The sequence below is a fragment of the Ruania halotolerans genome, from assembly GCF_021049285.1.
Classification (GTDB): domain Bacteria; phylum Actinomycetota; class Actinomycetes; order Actinomycetales; family Beutenbergiaceae; genus Ruania; species Ruania halotolerans.
Genome location: NZ_CP088017.1, coordinates 1,618,927 through 1,634,336 on the forward strand (window position 1 = coordinate 1,618,927; position 15,410 = coordinate 1,634,336).

Consider the following 15,410-nt stretch of genomic DNA (forward strand, 5'->3'; position numbering starts at 1 on the left):
CCGGGCCGATCCCCTCGATCGCGGTTCCACACCAAAGGAGTCCGATGACGCTGCATGCCGACGCCGCTACCCAGGAGATCTGGCGGGACACCTCGGCCTCCGTCACCGACCGGGTGGACGGGTTGATCGCCGCGCTCACCCTGGAGGAGAAGACCGCCCAGCTCGTGGGGTTGTGGGTGGGCGCGAACGCCGAGACCGGTGACGTGGCTCCGCAGCAGTCCGAGATGGCCGGTGATCCGGTGGTCTGGGCCCAGGCGATCAGGCACGGACTGGGCCAGCTCACCCGTCCGTTCGGCACGGTGCCGGTGGACCCCGAGGGCGGCGCCCGGGCGCTGGCTGCCTCACAACGCGACATCATGGCCACCAGCCGATTCGCCATTCCTGCGCAGGTACACGAGGAGTGCCTGGCCGGGTTCGCCGCCTGGCGCGCCACCGCCTATCCGGTGCCGCCGAGCTGGGGCGCCACCTTCAACCCGGACCTGGTGGCACAGATGGCCGCGAAGATCGGTGCCACGATGCGCGCCGCCGGGATCCATCAGGGCCTCGCCCCGGTGCTGGACGTCACCCGCGACTACCGCTGGGGGCGCACCGAGGAGACTATTGCCGAGGACCCCTATCTCGTGGCCGCCATTGGCGCGGCCTACGTCCGCGGCCTGGAGTCCTCTGGTGTGGTGGCCACCCTCAAGCACTTCCCCGGCTATTCAGCCTCCCGTGCCGGTCGCAACCTGGCGCCGGTCTCGATGGGCCCGCGCGAGCTGGCCGATGTGATCCTGCCGCCGTTCGAGGCGGCACTGCGCCATGGCGGCGCACGATCGGTGATGCACTCCTACACCGAGATCGACGGCGTGCCCACTGCTGCCGACGAACACCTCCTCACCGAGCTGCTGCGCAAGCGGTGGGGCTTCACCGGCACCGTGGTGGCCGACTACTTCGGCGTCCGGTTCCTGCACGCCCTCCATGGGGTGGCGGGCAGTCTTGGTGAGGCGGCGGGACTTGCGCTCGCCGCGGGGGTCGACATCGAACTCCCCTCCGGCGACGCCTACCTGAAGCCACTGATCGACGCCGTCCGGGCCGGAGACGTCCCGGAGTCCCTGCTGGACCGCGCGCTGGCTCGGGTACTCACGCAGAAGGTCGAACTCGGTCTGCTCGATCCCGGCTACGTCCCCGAACCGGCCGGCCCGGTGGTGTTCGACGATGCCGAGGGGCGCGAACTGGCCCTGCGCCTCGCCCGGGAGGCGGTGGTGCTGGTGGCCAATGACGGCGTTCTGCCGTTGGCCGCAGACCGTCGCGTGGCGGTGGTGGGGCCCCTGGCCGACGATCCGTACGCCATGCTCGGCTGCTACTCCTTCCCTGCCCACGTGGGAGTGCGCCATCCCGACCACGAGCTCGGCATCGACATCCCGACGGTGCAGGCGGCGCTGGCCGCGTGCACCGACGTGGTGCACGCCCGCGGCGTGGACGTGACCGACCCGGACACCACCGGGATCGCCGAGGCTGTGGCGGCGGCCGAAGGCGCCGAGGTGTGCATCGCCGTGGTGGGTGACCGCTCCGGCCTGTTTGGGCGCGGAACCTCCGGAGAGGGATGCGATGCACCCGATCTGGCCCTGCCGGGCAAGCAACACGACCTCCTGGAGGCCCTGCTCGCCACGGATACCCCTGTCGTCATCGTCGTCCTGAGCGGACGCCCCTACGCACTCGGCGCTCTCGCGGAACGGGCGAGCGCCGTCGTGCAGGCCTTCTTCCCCGGGCAGCGCGGCGGCGACGCGATCGCCGAGATCCTCACCGGGGAGACGGAACCGTCCGGCCGGCTCCCGCTCGGAATTCCTCGCGATCCCGGCAGCCAGCCCGGCACCTACCTGACCGCGCCGCTCGGGCAGGCCTCGGGGGTCTCGAACCTGGACCCCACCCCCGCTTTCGCCTTCGGTCACGGCCTGAGCTACACCACCTTCGATTGGACCGACGCCCGGATCGTCTCCGACGGTGATTGGGCCAGCGACGGAGCTGCCTCGCTCGCGGTGACCGTGCGCAATACCGGTGACCGGCCCGGTACGGAGATCGTCCAGCTCTACCTGCACGATCCGGTCGCTCAGGTCACCCGGCCGGTGATCCGACTCATCGGCTTCGCCCGGGTGCCGCTCGAGCCCGGGGAGTCCGCCGCTGTGCGCTTCGACGTCCCGGCCGATCTCACCAGCTTCACCGGCCGGGATCTGCAGCGCATCGTCGAACCAGGCCGGATGCAGCTCCGCCTGGCCCGCTCCTCAGCCGACATCCACGCGGCACTCGATCTTGACCTCGTCGGACCTGCGCGCATCGTCGGCCATGACCGGGCGCATTTCTCGACTGCTCATGTGGAGGTGAGCAGATGACCACCGTGGCTCCTCCGGAACCCACCCAGGTGGTGCCGCCGGCCCAGACGCTGAAGAGCCGCCGTCGGCGTGGGCGGACCACCTGGCGGCGGGCACTGCGCCGGGACTGGCGCCTGTACACCTTCCTGGTGCTTCCGGTGCTGTTCCTCGGGCTGTTCAAGTACGTGCCGATGGCCGGGAACATCATCGCCTTCCGCCGGTTCCGGCCCGGCGGATCCATCTTCGGCGACGAGTGGGTCGGCCTGCACTACGTCGAGATGTTCATCCAGGACCCCACGTTCTGGCGGGTGTTCACGAACACGCTGATCATCGGCGGGCTCACTCTGGCGATCGTCTTCCCGCTGCCGATCCTCCTCGCGCTGATGCTGAACGAGGTGCGCACGCGGCTGTTCAAACGGTTCGTGCAGACGATGACCTACCTCCCGCACTTCATGTCGATCGTGATCGTGGCCGGGATGGTCCTGCAACTCACCTCGCTGAACGGGTCAATCAACCAGCTGATCGAAGCTCTCGGCGGGGAACAGATCTCCTTCATGCAGGATCCGGACTGGTTCCGCACCATCTACGTGGGCTCGGAGATCTGGCAGACCGTGGGCTGGGGGACGATCCTCTACCTTGCCGCACTGACCACGATCGACGATCAGCTCTACGAGGCGGCCCGCATCGACGGTGCGAACCGATGGCGGCAGACCTGGCACATCACCCTGACCGGTATCCGGCCGACGATGATGGTGCTGCTCATCCTGAACATCGGCCAGTTCATGGCGGTGGGCTTCGAGAAGATCCTGCTGCTCTACAACCCGCTGCTGTACCCGACGGCCGACGTGATCGCCACCTACCTGTACCGGGTGGGGATCGGCTCGGGCAGCTACTCCTACTCCACCGCGATCGGGCTGTTCGAGGCACTCATCGGGGTCACCCTGGTGCTCTCGGCGAACGCCCTTTCGCGTCGAATCTCCGGGAGCTCCCTGTGGTGACCACGAACCCACAAACCCCTGATCTGGCCCGCGTACGGCCCACCAGGATCGCCGAGAGTCGCGGCTATCGGGTGTTCCAGGTGATCAACACCACCGCGCTGGTGCTCATCGTTTCGCTCACGCTCTACCCGTTCGTGAACCTGGTGGCCAAGGCCTTCAGCTCCGAGGGTGCCATCGTGGCCGGGCAGGTGAACGTGTTCCCGCGCGGGTTCAACACGACCACCTTCACCGCCGTGATGAGCGATCCGATGTTCTGGCTGAACTATCGCAACACCGTGGTCTACACGGTGGTAGCCACGCTCATCGCGATGGCACTGACCACCACATTCGCCTATGCGCTCTCGCGGCGCTATCTCAAAGGCCGCACCTTCTTCATCGGCATCGCCGTGTTCACGATGTTCTTCAACGGGGGGCTGATCCCGAACTACCTGCTGATCAACTCGCTCGGGTTCAAGAACACGATCTGGGCGATCGTGCTTCCGAATGCGATCAGCATCTTCAACCTGCTGATCATGAAGTCCTTCTTCGAGAACTTCCCAGCAGACCTCGAGGAGGCGGCGGCCATCGACGGCCTCACCACCTACGGCATCTTCGGCCGGATCGTGCTACCGCTGAGCAAGGCGGTGATCGCGACCATGGTGCTCTTCTACGCGGTCTCCTTCTGGAACAACTGGTTTCAGGCGTTCCTGTATATGGATCGCTCGGACCTGTATCCGGTGACCGTCTATCTACGGAACTTGCTGGCGGCCGCCACCAGCACCGAATCCCTGGGCGCCGACAGCGCCCAGATCGCCTCGAATGTGCAGGCGGTGACCATGGTGCTCACCGTGCTGCCGATCGTGTGCGTCTACCCGTTCATCCAACGCTACTTCGTCTCCGGAGTGATGCTCGGTTCCGTCAAGGGCTGAGCCACCCCGGCAGATGTTCTACCTGACCCTGATCCCGAACGAGGAAGTTTGTGAGGAAAACACCATGAGAAGAACACGAACCGGCGCCGCGATCGCGGCACTGCTGGCCGGCGGTCTGACCCTGACCGCCTGCTCCACCGACGATGTGGGCGGCGGAGGAGGTGACGCGCCCGATTCCAGCGATCTGAGCGACCACATGGTCGGCGCGATGGAGGACTACGACGTGGGCACCACGTTCGTGGCCACCGAACCGGTCACCTTCAGCATGCTCTATCGCGACCACCCCAACTACGCCTTCAGCGAGGACTGGTCGATCCTGCAGGACCTGGAGGAGAACCACAACGTCTCCTTCGACATGGTGAACGTGCCGCTCTCGGACTGGAACGACCGCCGCAACCTGCTGCTTGCTGCCGGAGACGCCCCGGATATCGTGCCGTCCACCTATGTGGCCGACGCCGATCAGTTCGTGGCCAGCGGCACATTGCTGCCGATCTCGGAGTACCTCGAGTACATGCCGAACTTCACCGCGAAGGTCGACGAGTGGGGCCTCACCGAGGACCTGGACCGGACCCGCCAGGAGGATGGCAGCTTCTACGTCCTGCCCGGCCTGCTGGAGAACCCCAAGCCCACCTATACCATCGCGATCCGTGCCGACCTGTGGGAGGAAGCCGGCCTGACCGAGGATCCGCAGACGTGGGAGGAGTTCGCCGATCAACTCGAGACGGTCGCCGACGCCCACCCCGAGATCGACTACCCCTACTCCGACCGATGGTCGATGAACGGTCCGATCGAGGCCACCCTGCAGGCCGCCGCCGGTAACTTCGGCACCGAGGCCGGCTGGGGGTACGGGGACGGCGTGACCTGGAACGGGAGTGAGTTCGAGTACACCGGCGCCCAGGACGGCTACCGGGACCTGGTCGGCTACTTCGCCGATCTGGTGGATCGCGGTTTGATGGACCCTGAGTCCATCAGCCAGGACGATGACGCCGCCAAGGCCAAGCTCGTCTCCGGCCAGTCCGCCGCGATCGGCTCCAATGACCAGGAGATCCTCGGCTATCGCACCGCCCTGGAGGAGGCCGGCGAAGACGGGGCCGAGCTACGCCAGATCGTGGTTCCGGCCGGCCCGGCAGGGGACCGGATGGACGCCTCGACCGGCGGCCGGTTCGAATCCGGGATCGTCTTCTCCTCCAGTGCCGCCGAATCGGAGAACTTCGTGGCGATGCTGCAGTACATCGATTGGCTGTACTACTCCGATGAGGGCCTCGAGTTCGCCAAGTGGGGTGTGGAGGGTGAGACCTACACGGTGGCCGACGACGGTACCCGCACCCTGGCCGAGAGCATCGACATCAACGGACTCAACCCGGGAGCGCCGGAGGCGCTGAACACCGACTATGGCTACCACAACGGTGTGTGGATGCTCGCGCACGGTTCCACGCAGGACCTGCTCGACTCCATGCTGCGCCCCGAAGTGGTGGAGTTCCGGGCGGCGATGAACGAGAAGGAGGTGGCCGATCCCGGCCCGGCGATCCTGATGGATGAGCTCGAGCGGGAGCAGGCCTCTCTGCAACAGTCGAGTTTGCAGGACATCGTCATGCAGAACACCTCGGCCTTCATCCTTGGCCAGCGTCCGATGGAGGAGTGGGACGAGTACGTGGCCGAGCTGGAAGGCGCGGGCATGAACGACTATGTGGAGCTCGTGAACGGCGCCGCTGCAGAATGACTGTGATGGCACCAGCGAGCACACCTCTGCCCGGGGAACCGGGCAGAGGTGTGCTCGGCCGCACCACCACATGGATCCACTGGGCGCTCACCCTCACCGTGCTGTGTGCCCTGGCCAGCGCACCCGGTCTGGTGCTCCTGGCGCTCCTCGACGGCGGCCGGTCGCCCTGGGCGTTGGCCCTTGGCCTGCTGCCGGCCGGCCCGGCGTTCTCAGCGACCTTGTTCGCCTGGCGGGCACGCGGCCGGGGCGATGCCGAGGACGGTGGGGCGCCTGCGCCATGGCGCTCGTTCCGCCGCGGCTACGCGGGCGGGATCGCGGACGTGCTGCGGATCTGGGTGCCGATGCTCATGGTGCTGGCCGTGCTTGCCACCTCGGCCGCGAACATCGACGACGCCGGAGTACCCGGCGCCTATGTGGGCGTGCTCGCCGTGATCGGGCTTGGCGTTCTGCTCAGCGGTGCGCAGGCGATCGTGATCGCCACCTGCTTCTCCTTCCGCACCCGCGACGCCGTCCGGCTGGCCGTGCACCACGTCTTCCGGATGCCCTTCGTGACGGTAGGCGTGCTGGCCCTGGTGATCTGCGCCGTCGGGGTGCTTTGGCAGGCCGGCGACGGTCCGCTGGTGCTCCTCGGGGCCATGTTCGCCCTCGCCCTGTGGCGCATCGACATGCCGCTGATCGCACGCATCGAGCGCGACTTCACCCTCCCCACCCCGAATAACACACCCCCCACCACCCCCTAGCCCCACCACCCCCTAGCCGCGAGTGCTCTGCTTTTCGCTCACCTAGTGAGATATAGGCGAGATCGGCCGCACTCGACTCACGTTCAGGGCATGAAACGGCCAGGCAGTGCACGAGACGATCAGGAGATTCATGCGCGCCCCTCGCACCTCGAAGATTCTCTACGGCGGCGACTACAACCCCGAACAGTGGTCGGCCGAGATCTGGGACGTCGACTACGCGGCTTTCGAGCTCGCCCGGATCGACACCCTCACGTTGGGAGTGTTCACCTGGTCGCTACTGCAGCCCGATGAAGAGACCTACGATTTCACCGCACTGGACGCCGCCGTGCAGCGCGCCGTGACCGAGGGAAAGCAGATCGTGCTCGCCACGGCGACCGGCGGCATGCCGCCGTGGCTGGGCAAGACCTACCCCGAGGTGAACCGGACCGACTTCGAGGGGCGGCGGCACGTGTACGGGCAGCGGCACAACCACTGCCCGAGCTCGCCGGTATTCCGCCGCCTGTCTGCGGCGCTCGCGGACCGGATCGCGCAGCGGTACACCGGGACGCCCGGATTGGTGGCCTGGCATGTGGGCAATGAGTACGGCGGACCGGACGGCTCCTGTTATTGCCAGAACTGTGCCGCTGGCTACCGCGAGTGGCTGGCGCAGCGGTACGGATCCCTCGAGGCGCTGAACGAGGCATGGAACACCACCTTCTGGTCGCACCGCTATAGCGCCTGGGACCAGATCGAGGTGCCGAACGCGCTCAGCGAGCACTGGCGCGGCCCGAACCACACGGCCTTCCAAGGGAACACCCTCGACTTCCGGCGATTCATGTCTGAGGCCCTGCTGCGTAACTTCCGCGACGAGAAGGAGCGCATCCGCGCCCACGACGCTGACACCCCGGTCACCACCAACTTCATGGGCGCATTCCGCCCGATCGACTACCACCGGTGGAGTGAGCACCTCGACTTCGCCACCTGGGACAACTACCCGCCCGGGCGGGACAAACACGTCCGGATGGCCTTCACCCACGATCTGATGCGCGGGCTCAAGGGCGGCGAACCGTTCTGGGTGATGGAACAGACCCCCACGATTACCGCCAGCCGGGACGTGAATCCGGTCAAGCGCCCCGGCGTGCTGGGACTGTGGTCCTGGCAGGGGATCGCCCATGGCGCGGACGCGATGTTGTACTTCCAGATGCGCGCCTCCCGCGGCGCCTGCGAGAAATACCACGGCGCCGTGCTCGACCACGCCGGACGCACCGACTCTCGCCCGTTCCGCGAGGTGGCCGCTCTGGGCGAACAACTTGAGCAGCTCGGCGATGCGGTGGTCGGTGCGCGCACCCCGGCGAAGGTCGCGCTGATCGTGGACTGGGACAACTGGTGGACCACCGAGATCACCGACGGCTTCAACCGGCACGTCAGCTATCTCGCCACCGTGCTCGGCTACTACGACGCCGTATGGAACGCGGGTGCGCAGGTGGACGTGGTGCCGATGACGGCGGACCTCACCACCTACGACGTGGTCCTCGCTCCGCAGCTGCACCTGCTCAAGGGTGACATCGCCGACCGGCTGCATGCGGTGGCGCAGCGGGGCGGGACCGTGCTCACGTCGTTCTGGGCGGGCCGGGTGGACGAGTCCGCGAATGCCTTCCTGATGGACGCGCCCGGGCCGCTCGCACCCACCCTCGGGATCCGGGTGGAAGAGATCGACTCCGCCGGGCCGGGGGAGACGAACCCGGTCACCTTGGCGCTGGAGGAGGGGTCGGTTGATGCTGCTGCCGCGTTGGTGATGGAGCTGATCGTGCCCACCGGCGCGGAGGTGATCGGCACCTATGGCGCCGACTTCTACGCGGGCACCCCCGCCGTCACGAAGAACACCGTGGGTGCCGGGCAGGCCTGGTACGTGGGAGCCGGGCTTGATGCGATCGGGCTGCGAGCGATTCTGCGGCAGGTGCTCGCCGGGCACGGCCTGATCGGCCCCTACGCCGGCACACCTGATCTGGAGCACGCGGTGCGCGAGCGGGTCGGTGCTCGGAACGAGGGAGACGGTGAGATCGAGCGGGTGCACTTCCTGCTCAACCACGGGGGCGTGCCGGTGCGGGTGCCCGCACACGTCGGCGGGCAGAACCTGCTCACCGGCGCCGAGATCCACGCTGGCGAGAGTCTCGTCCTGGATCCGACCGATGTTGTCGTCATCCTTGAGGCCTGACCGACCGGTCAGCTGGAATCCTCCGGGCTTTTCTTGACTCGATCGACGCGATCCCGCCGATGGGGGCCACACGTCACGTGAGCGCGGCGGTCCAGGTGAGGACGGCGCCGCCCTGCTTGTGGCCGCCCGCTCCGTCAATGCTGTTGTCTCCACCTGCCACGAGCGTGCACTCGCCACCGTGGCGGCGGGCCCGTCCGGCGAGGTTCGCCAGCCCGGAGTGACGGTCGGCCGCCGGGTCAGGGCCGACGCCGTCGTCGGTGACGGTAATGGTGAGTACACCCGCCTGCGCCACGAGCGCGACCCGCACATGGCCGGCACGGGCATGCCGGGCGGCATTGGCGAGCCCTTCGCGCACCACGGCCACGACGTCGTCGGCGAGGTCCTCCATCCCACCCGCTGCCAGCTCGGCTGCAGTCGCGTCGTCGAACGTGACCGAGGTGGCCAGCCCCAGATCGGTCCGGCCCAGGGCGGCTTCGGCCTCCACCCGTTCGGTCAGTGGTGCGTTCTCGGCATCAGTGCGTAGGGCGTGCACGATCCGCCGGATCTGCCCGACGGCCTCGTCCACTCCGTCCAGGGCCGCCTCCAGGTCTCCAGTCAGCGCCGCCGGCGCGGGAGCGGGTGAGCCAAGGAGTCGCTGCTGTGCTTGGCCCAGGCGCAGTCCGGTAGCGAACAGATGCTGGATCGCCAGGTCGTGCAGATCCCGCGCGATCCGGCTGCGTTCGGAGAGCAATGCCGCCAGATCCTGTGCCTGCCGCGACTCCGAGAGCGTGATCGCCAGGGCCGCCTGGCGGGCAATCGACTCGGCGATGGTCAGCTCGTTCTCGGTGAATTCGCCGGCGCCGGTGTGCCGCAGCAGAATGAGCACGCCGAGGCCGTGGTCACCGGCCATCAACGGTGCGTACAAGGACGGCCCGTACCGGCCGAACTGCGGCACACGCAGATTCCGCGCCCGGGCGAAGGAGTCCACGATGATCCCGTGGCCGTCCCGGAGCACGGTCATCGCCCGCCCGTTCGACGGCATCACGATGCCGACCAGGTCACCCACCGGGTCACCGTCGGCGAATTCGATCACCCAGTCCTGCCCGAGACCCGGCAGTACGATCACCGCCGTATCGGCGCGCGCCACCTGCCGCACCCGCGCCGCGATCAGCTCGAGCGCCTCCTCGATATCGGTACCGGAGAGCAGGGTGGTGGTGATCTCCTGCCCGACGGCGAGCCACCGTTCCCGCGTGCGTGCCGCCGCGTAGAGGCGTGCGTTCTGCACGGCGATCCCGGCAGCGGCGGCGAGCATGCGGACCTGGTCGGCGTCGTCCGCCGTGAACGGTTCTGCCTTGCCGGCCAGGTAGAGCCGCCCGTACGTCTGGTCACGGATCCGTACTTGGACGCCCAGGAAGCGCGCCGTACGAGGGTGTCCGGGCGGGAGGTCCGCGAAGCGCGGGTGGTCGATCAGATCCTCGAGGACCATCGGCTCCGTGCCGATCGCTTCCAACACCTCGACGCCGTGCGGGTGGGTCAGCAGTGCGTGCACATCCGGCGCATTCCCCGTCTGTAGGTGGCTCTCCACCTCACCGGCGGCATCGAGAACGTCGATCGCGGAGTAGGGGGCGCCGGTGAGGTCCGCGGCAGCTTCGATGACGTTGTGGAGCACCTCGTGCAGCTCCAGGTGCGAGGTCACCGAGAGCACGGCGTTCAGTAGCGGGGCCGTGCGCCCGTTGGGACCACTGGTCATGGCACCAGTGTGCGCGATGTCTGGATCTGTGCCGCATCGATCCGGACGATGTCGTCCGCAGCGTCGCATCCGGTGAGCTGGTGCGTGATGACCAGCACGCCACGTGTGCTCCCACGGTGACCGATCGCCAGAATGTCGGCCATCAACGCCTCCGCCGTGGCCGGATCGAGATGCTCGGTCGGCTCGTCCAGGATCAGCAGCGGAGCGGGACTGAGGAGGGCTCGAGCGAGCAACAGCCGACGGCGTTCCCCACCCGAGAGGGTCGGTGCGGCCACAAGGGTGTCGAGTCCGTGGGGGAGCCGGTTCACCAAGCCATCCAGCCCGACCTGGCGGAGCACAGCCTCAGCCTCGGTCACGCTCACGTCGCCACGGGCGACCCGCAGGTTCTCCAGCACAGTGGTCTCGAAGAGATGCGCGTCCTCGGCGGTGAAGGAGACCACGTCGGTGCTCACGGGAGTCGCGGCACTGTCCGCGGGTGCACCTCCTGCCGCACGAGGCTCGGCGTCACCATAGGTCTCGGCTCGATAGCCTGCAATGGTGAGTTCGCCGGCCACCGGGGGAATCAGCCCGGCGAGGGTGAGGGCGAGCGTCGTCTTCCCGGCCCCGCTGGGACCTATCAGCAGCATCGCGCGGCCCGGCTCGAGCCTCAGGTCCACCCCGGAGACCACGGCACGACCGTGCCATCCGCATGTCAGGTTCCGCGCCACCAGCACAGGCGTTGAGTTCGCGGTGACCTGCGGGCTCTGAGTCGTGGTGCTCGAGATATCCCCGTCGTCCTTGGCACGCGTTGCCCCGATCTGTCGCGCCCGGGGGAGCGATGGCGACAGACCGGGGCAACGCGTGGTCTGGAGGGCGGGGGTAGCCCACACGACTGGTGCGGATGGTGGGGTGGCTGATGGTGGAGCGGGGGATGGTGGGGTAGCTGATGGTGCAGCGGGGGACGGTGCAGCGGCATCGAGAAGGGCACGGATGCGCCGGGCCGCCGCCGCGGACCGGGTGAGTTGCACCGCGGCCGCGGGCAATGCCGCACTCGCCTCGAAGGCTGCGAGGGGCGTGAGCACCACCACAGCAAGCTCCACCGGCGCCAGCGCTCCGGCTGTGGTGGCGGGAATTCCGATCAGCAGGGCAGCGAGCGTAGCGATCCCGGTGGCGAGGAGCACGATGGCGTGGGCGGCAGCGGCAGGGCCCGCTGCCTGGTCTCTGCCATGCCGCAGCCGTGCTTCCACCTCGCCGAGGTGGTCGTAGGCCGCCGGAAGACCGCCGTAGACCCGCAGCTCCGTCGCACCGTCCAAGATCGTGGTGACCGCGGCGGAGAGCTCGGCCCGGTCGTCAGTCAGCGCCGACTCGGACGCGCGGGCAGCGGTGGCCGCTAGGAAGGGGGCGAGCAGGCCGCTGAGCAGCAGACACCCGGCGAGCACGGCGGCGATGGCGGGCGAGAAGGCACCCACGAGCAGCACGGTGCCTGTGCCGACCACTGCGGCCACCGCCGCCGGGATCAGGGCACGCACCACGACGTCCCCGAGTGCGTCCGCATCGGCGCCGAGCCGGCTCAGCAGATCGCCGCGCCGCAAACCCACGACGGCTTCAGCGCGTCCGGTGGCCAGGTCACGATAGAGCCGCTCACGCAATGCCGCGACGCCGCGCAGCGCCACGTCGTGCGAGGCGATCCGGTCGAGGTAGCGGAAGACCCCGCGCGAGATCCCCAGCGCTCGTACAGTCACCACAGCCACCGTGAGGTCGAGCACATGCGGCATCTGGCTCGCGCGGGCGATCAGCCACGCCGAGACCGCGGCCAGGCCCACTGCGGCGGAGAGGGTCAGCGAGCCCCAGCCGATGGCCAGCGCCGTGCGGCGCCGGTCGACCTCCAGCAGCGGCAATACACCCCGGACATCGTGCAGGTCAGCCACAAGTCCGCCCTGGGCGGTGGCAGGGTGGTGGTGTGGCGCTTGAGCGAGCGAGTCTCTGCCCGGGGCGGTCACGGCAGCGCCTCCGCCCGCGCTCCGAACGCCGCATCGCTGCGTACCTCGATCACCGCATCGCATGCCTCGAGCAGCGACTCCCGGTGTGCCACCACGATCACCACCCGGCCCTCGGCCGCCGCACCCCGCAGCACCTCCAGCAGCTGCGCCTCCGCGAGTTGATCCAGGTGGGCCGTCGGCTCGTCCAGCACCAGCACCGGCGCAGGAGCGAGCAGGGCGCGGGTGAGGGCAAGGCGCTGTCGCTCACCGAGCGAGAGGCCCACCCCGCCCTGACCGATCCGGGTGTTCCAGCCCTGCGGCAGCCCGGCCACCACGCGGTCCAGGCCGGTGGCCCGTGCCGCACGATCGAGCTCGTCGCCGGGCGGTACCGCCCGGCGTGACGTCGCCGCACTGCGCGACTGCCCTGACCCTGCTGGACCTGCGACCACCGTGCCGGCCCGCACACCCGGCCGGCCGAGATACTCGGCCAGGGTGCCTGGCTCCAGTACGGGCCGCTGCGGCACCCACGCCACCTGTGACCACCACGACTGCGGATCCAATGCCGATACTGCACAGACGCCGTCGGGGGTGTGCAGGCGCACCTCACCCTCATCCGGGGTGAGCGCTCCGATCAGGGTGAGCACCGCCGTCGACTTCCCGGCACCGTTCGGCCCGTGCAGGGCGGTCACCTCACCCGCGCGGGCGAGTCCGGTGAGGCCTCGGGGTGCGAAGTAGCCGCGATCCGCGGCCTGCACACCCACGCCCTGCCAGCTCACGGCGGTCACTGCGACCGGTGCGGGCTGCCGGCCAGGAGTGGGCAGTGGCTCATCCAGGACCGCGTGCACGCGGTCGGCAGCCGCGAGGCCATCCGCTGAGGCGTGGAAGTGCACTCCCACCTGGCGGATCGGTAGCAGGGCCTCCGGTGCCAGGATCAGCACCGCCAAACCGGCTTCCAGCCCGACATCCCCGAACACCAGCCGCAGCCCCACCCCCACTGCTACCGCGGCCACGATCAGACTGGCGAACAGCTCCAGCACCGCCGCGGAGAGGAACGCCACCCGCAACGTGGCCATCGTGGTGCGCCGGGACGACTGGGCGAGTTCTCGCACCCGCGCACCGGGGCCGATCGCGCGGCCGAAGGCCTGAAGCGTCGCAAGCCCGGCGAGTAGGTCCAGCAGTTGCGCACCGAGCCGCTCCTGGTCGGCGAGCCGGCGCCGGGCATACGACTGGGTGACCCGTCCGATCAGCCACATGAACATTGGAATCACGGGCAACAGCGCCACCACGGTCACGGCGGCCAGCAGATCCAGAGTGGCCATTACCACCAGCACCGCCGGAGTGAGCACAGCGGCGAGCAAGAGCTGCGGCAGGTACCGCACGAAGTACGGCTCCAGGGCGTCAAGCCCGCGGGTCAGAGTCGTGGCGGTGTGCGCACCATGCCGTGCCAGCCACCGGGGGCCGAGCGCGGCGGCATGGTCGAGCACCTGGGCGCGCAACTCCGCGATCACCCGGGTGGCGGATCGGTGTGCGAACCGCTCGGTGACCCCGGCCAGGAGGGCACGCCCAACGAACAGCACGGCCGCCCCGATGATCTGCGGCCATACGTCCGCGAGAGTGGCAACCCCGGTGATCACTGGTGCGAGCGCACCCGCCAGCAGCACAGCGGTACCGAGGACGCATGCGGTGGTCAACGCGGTCAGCCCCACGGTGAGCAGCAGGTAGCCGCGGGCCGCACGTGCTCGCCCGATCAGCCTGGCGTCGAACGGCTTCATCGGCCGTCCGCACCGGCACGGGTTCGCGCGGGCAGGCCCGTGTGGGGAGGGATCACCTCGGCGGTGAGCCGCTTGCGGAACACCCAGTACGTCCACCCCTGGTATCCGATGATCAGCGGGGTCAGGAATGCCGAGACCCAGGTCATGATCGTGAGGGTGTACTCGGTGGAAGAGGCGTTCGCGATGGTGAGCGAATGCGCCGGATCGTTGATCGCCGGCATCACGTTCGGGAACAGGGATCCGAAGATCAGCACCACCGCCGCGGCGATCACCAGCGCGCTGGCCCCGAATGCCCATCCCTCGCGTCGCGCCCGGGTCGCCACCAGAACCACGACCAGCCCGACGGCGGCCGTCGCCACGGCCGCCCACGTCCACAGGTGCACCGAGTGCGCCAGCTGGGTCCAGATCGCGAAGGCGCCGGCCACGAGGGCCGTCGGGACCGCCAGCATCGCGGCGAGCCGTCCGGCGCGTTCGCGCATCTCGCCGGCCGTCTTCAGCGCCAGGAAGATCGCCCCGTGGGTGGCGAAGAGCAAGGTGGTGGTGGCCGCGCCGAGTAGGGCGTATGGGCTCAGGAGGTCGGGGAGGGAAGAGACCATCTGATGGTCCGCCGTCAGCTCCACTCCGCGGACCAGGTTGGCGAAGGCGAGGCCCCACATGATGGCGGGGGTCCACGAGCCGAGAGTGATGGCCCAGTCCCATCGTGCGCGCCAGGTGTCGTCGTTGATCTTGCCGCGAAACTCGAAGGCCACACCGCGCACGATCAGCGCCGCGAGAATCACCAGTAACGGCAGGTAGAAGCCGGAGAACATGGTGGCGTACCACTCGGGGAAGGCGGCGAAAGTGGCGGCGCCGGCCACGATCACCCACACCTCATTGCCGTCCCAGACCGGGCCGATCGTGTTGATGATCAGGCGCCGGTCGGTGTCGGTGCGGCTCAGTGGACGCATCACCATCCCGACGCCGAAGTCGAACCCTTCGAGGACGAGGTAGCCGAGCCAGAAGAAGGCAACGATGACGAACCAGAGCTGCGGAAGATCCATGGTGAC

At 68.6% G+C, this 15,410-nt stretch carries 10 protein-coding genes; 6 read left to right on the plus strand and 4 right to left on the minus strand.

Features of this window, described 5'->3' with window-relative positions:
- Positions 1–44: 44 nt before the first annotated feature.
- The 6 genes from LQF10_RS07100 to LQF10_RS07125 all read left to right on the plus strand — a co-directional run bounded on the left by LQF10_RS07100 (position 45) and on the right by LQF10_RS07125 (position 8,905).
- On the plus strand, positions 45–2,366 hold the full coding sequence (locus LQF10_RS07100) for a beta-xylosidase/alpha-l-arabinosidase (protein WP_231066780.1): 2,322 nt from the start codon (positions 45–47) through the stop codon (positions 2,364–2,366).
- A complete protein-coding gene (locus LQF10_RS07105) occupies positions 2,363–3,343 on the plus strand; it encodes an ABC transporter permease (protein ID WP_231066781.1) in 981 nt (326 codons plus the stop codon). Before LQF10_RS07100 ends, LQF10_RS07105 begins: the two co-directional genes overlap by 4 nt.
- On the plus strand, positions 3,340–4,251 hold the full coding sequence (locus LQF10_RS07110) for a carbohydrate ABC transporter permease (protein WP_231067272.1): 912 nt from the start codon (positions 3,340–3,342) through the stop codon (positions 4,249–4,251). The genes LQF10_RS07105 and LQF10_RS07110 overlap by 4 nt, the downstream gene beginning before the upstream one ends.
- A 64-nt stretch (positions 4,252–4,315) precedes the next feature.
- Positions 4,316–5,971 (plus strand): ABC transporter substrate-binding protein, encoded by a 1,656-nt coding sequence (locus tag LQF10_RS07115; protein ID WP_231066782.1) that lies wholly within the window; start codon positions 4,316–4,318, stop codon positions 5,969–5,971.
- A 5-nt stretch (positions 5,972–5,976) separates the two neighbouring features.
- Positions 5,977–6,711, plus strand: coding sequence for a glycosyltransferase (locus LQF10_RS07120; protein WP_231066783.1), 735 nt, complete (start codon positions 5,977–5,979; stop codon positions 6,709–6,711).
- A 130-nt stretch (positions 6,712–6,841) separates the two neighbouring features.
- Positions 6,842–8,905 carry a beta-galactosidase gene (locus LQF10_RS07125; RefSeq protein WP_231066784.1) on the plus strand — a complete coding sequence of 688 codons (2,064 nt, stop codon included), beginning with the start codon at positions 6,842–6,844 and terminating at the stop codon, positions 8,903–8,905.
- A 73-nt stretch (positions 8,906–8,978) separates the two neighbouring features.
- Here LQF10_RS07125 and LQF10_RS07130 read toward each other — a convergent pair whose 3' ends face one another.
- From LQF10_RS07130 to cydB, 4 genes are read right to left on the minus strand one after another with little or no spacing between them, the layout of a single operon-like run.
- Positions 8,979–10,634: a sensor histidine kinase gene (locus LQF10_RS07130; RefSeq protein WP_231066785.1), complete on the minus strand. Its 1,656-nt coding sequence runs from the start codon at positions 10,632–10,634 to the stop codon at positions 8,979–8,981.
- Positions 10,631–12,613 carry an amino acid ABC transporter ATP-binding/permease protein gene (locus LQF10_RS07135; RefSeq protein ID WP_231066786.1) on the minus strand — a complete coding sequence of 661 codons (1,983 nt, stop codon included), beginning with the start codon at positions 12,611–12,613 and terminating at the stop codon, positions 10,631–10,633. The genes LQF10_RS07130 and LQF10_RS07135 overlap by 4 nt, the downstream gene beginning before the upstream one ends.
- Positions 12,610–14,364: a thiol reductant ABC exporter subunit CydD gene (gene cydD / locus LQF10_RS07140; protein ID WP_231066787.1), complete on the minus strand. Its 1,755-nt coding sequence runs from the start codon at positions 14,362–14,364 to the stop codon at positions 12,610–12,612. Before cydD ends, LQF10_RS07135 begins: the two co-directional genes overlap by 4 nt.
- Positions 14,361–15,404, minus strand: coding sequence for a cytochrome d ubiquinol oxidase subunit II (cydB, locus tag LQF10_RS07145; protein WP_231066788.1), 1,044 nt, complete (start codon positions 15,402–15,404; stop codon positions 14,361–14,363). The genes cydD and cydB overlap by 4 nt, the downstream gene beginning before the upstream one ends.
- Positions 15,405–15,410 lie beyond the last annotated feature (6 nt).

Coding starts and splice junctions, on each gene's coding strand:
- LQF10_RS07120 (WP_231066783.1), top strand. CDS start 5,977: ATGGCACCAGCGAGCACACCTCTGCCCGGGGAACCGGGCAGAGGTGTG.
- LQF10_RS07100 (WP_231066780.1), top strand. CDS start 45: ATGACGCTGCATGCCGACGCCGCTACCCAGGAGATCTGGCGGGACACC.
- LQF10_RS07105 (WP_231066781.1), top strand. CDS start 2,363: ATGACCACCGTGGCTCCTCCGGAACCCACCCAGGTGGTGCCGCCGGCC.
- LQF10_RS07130 (WP_231066785.1), bottom strand. CDS start 10,634: ATGACCAGTGGTCCCAACGGGCGCACGGCCCCGCTACTGAACGCCGTG.
- LQF10_RS07115 (WP_231066782.1), top strand. CDS start 4,316: ATGAGAAGAACACGAACCGGCGCCGCGATCGCGGCACTGCTGGCCGGC.
- cydB (WP_231066788.1), bottom strand. CDS start 15,404: ATGGATCTTCCGCAGCTCTGGTTCGTCATCGTTGCCTTCTTCTGGCTC.
- cydD (WP_231066787.1), bottom strand. CDS start 14,364: ATGAAGCCGTTCGACGCCAGGCTGATCGGGCGAGCACGTGCGGCCCGC.
- LQF10_RS07125 (WP_231066784.1), top strand. CDS start 6,842: ATGCGCGCCCCTCGCACCTCGAAGATTCTCTACGGCGGCGACTACAAC.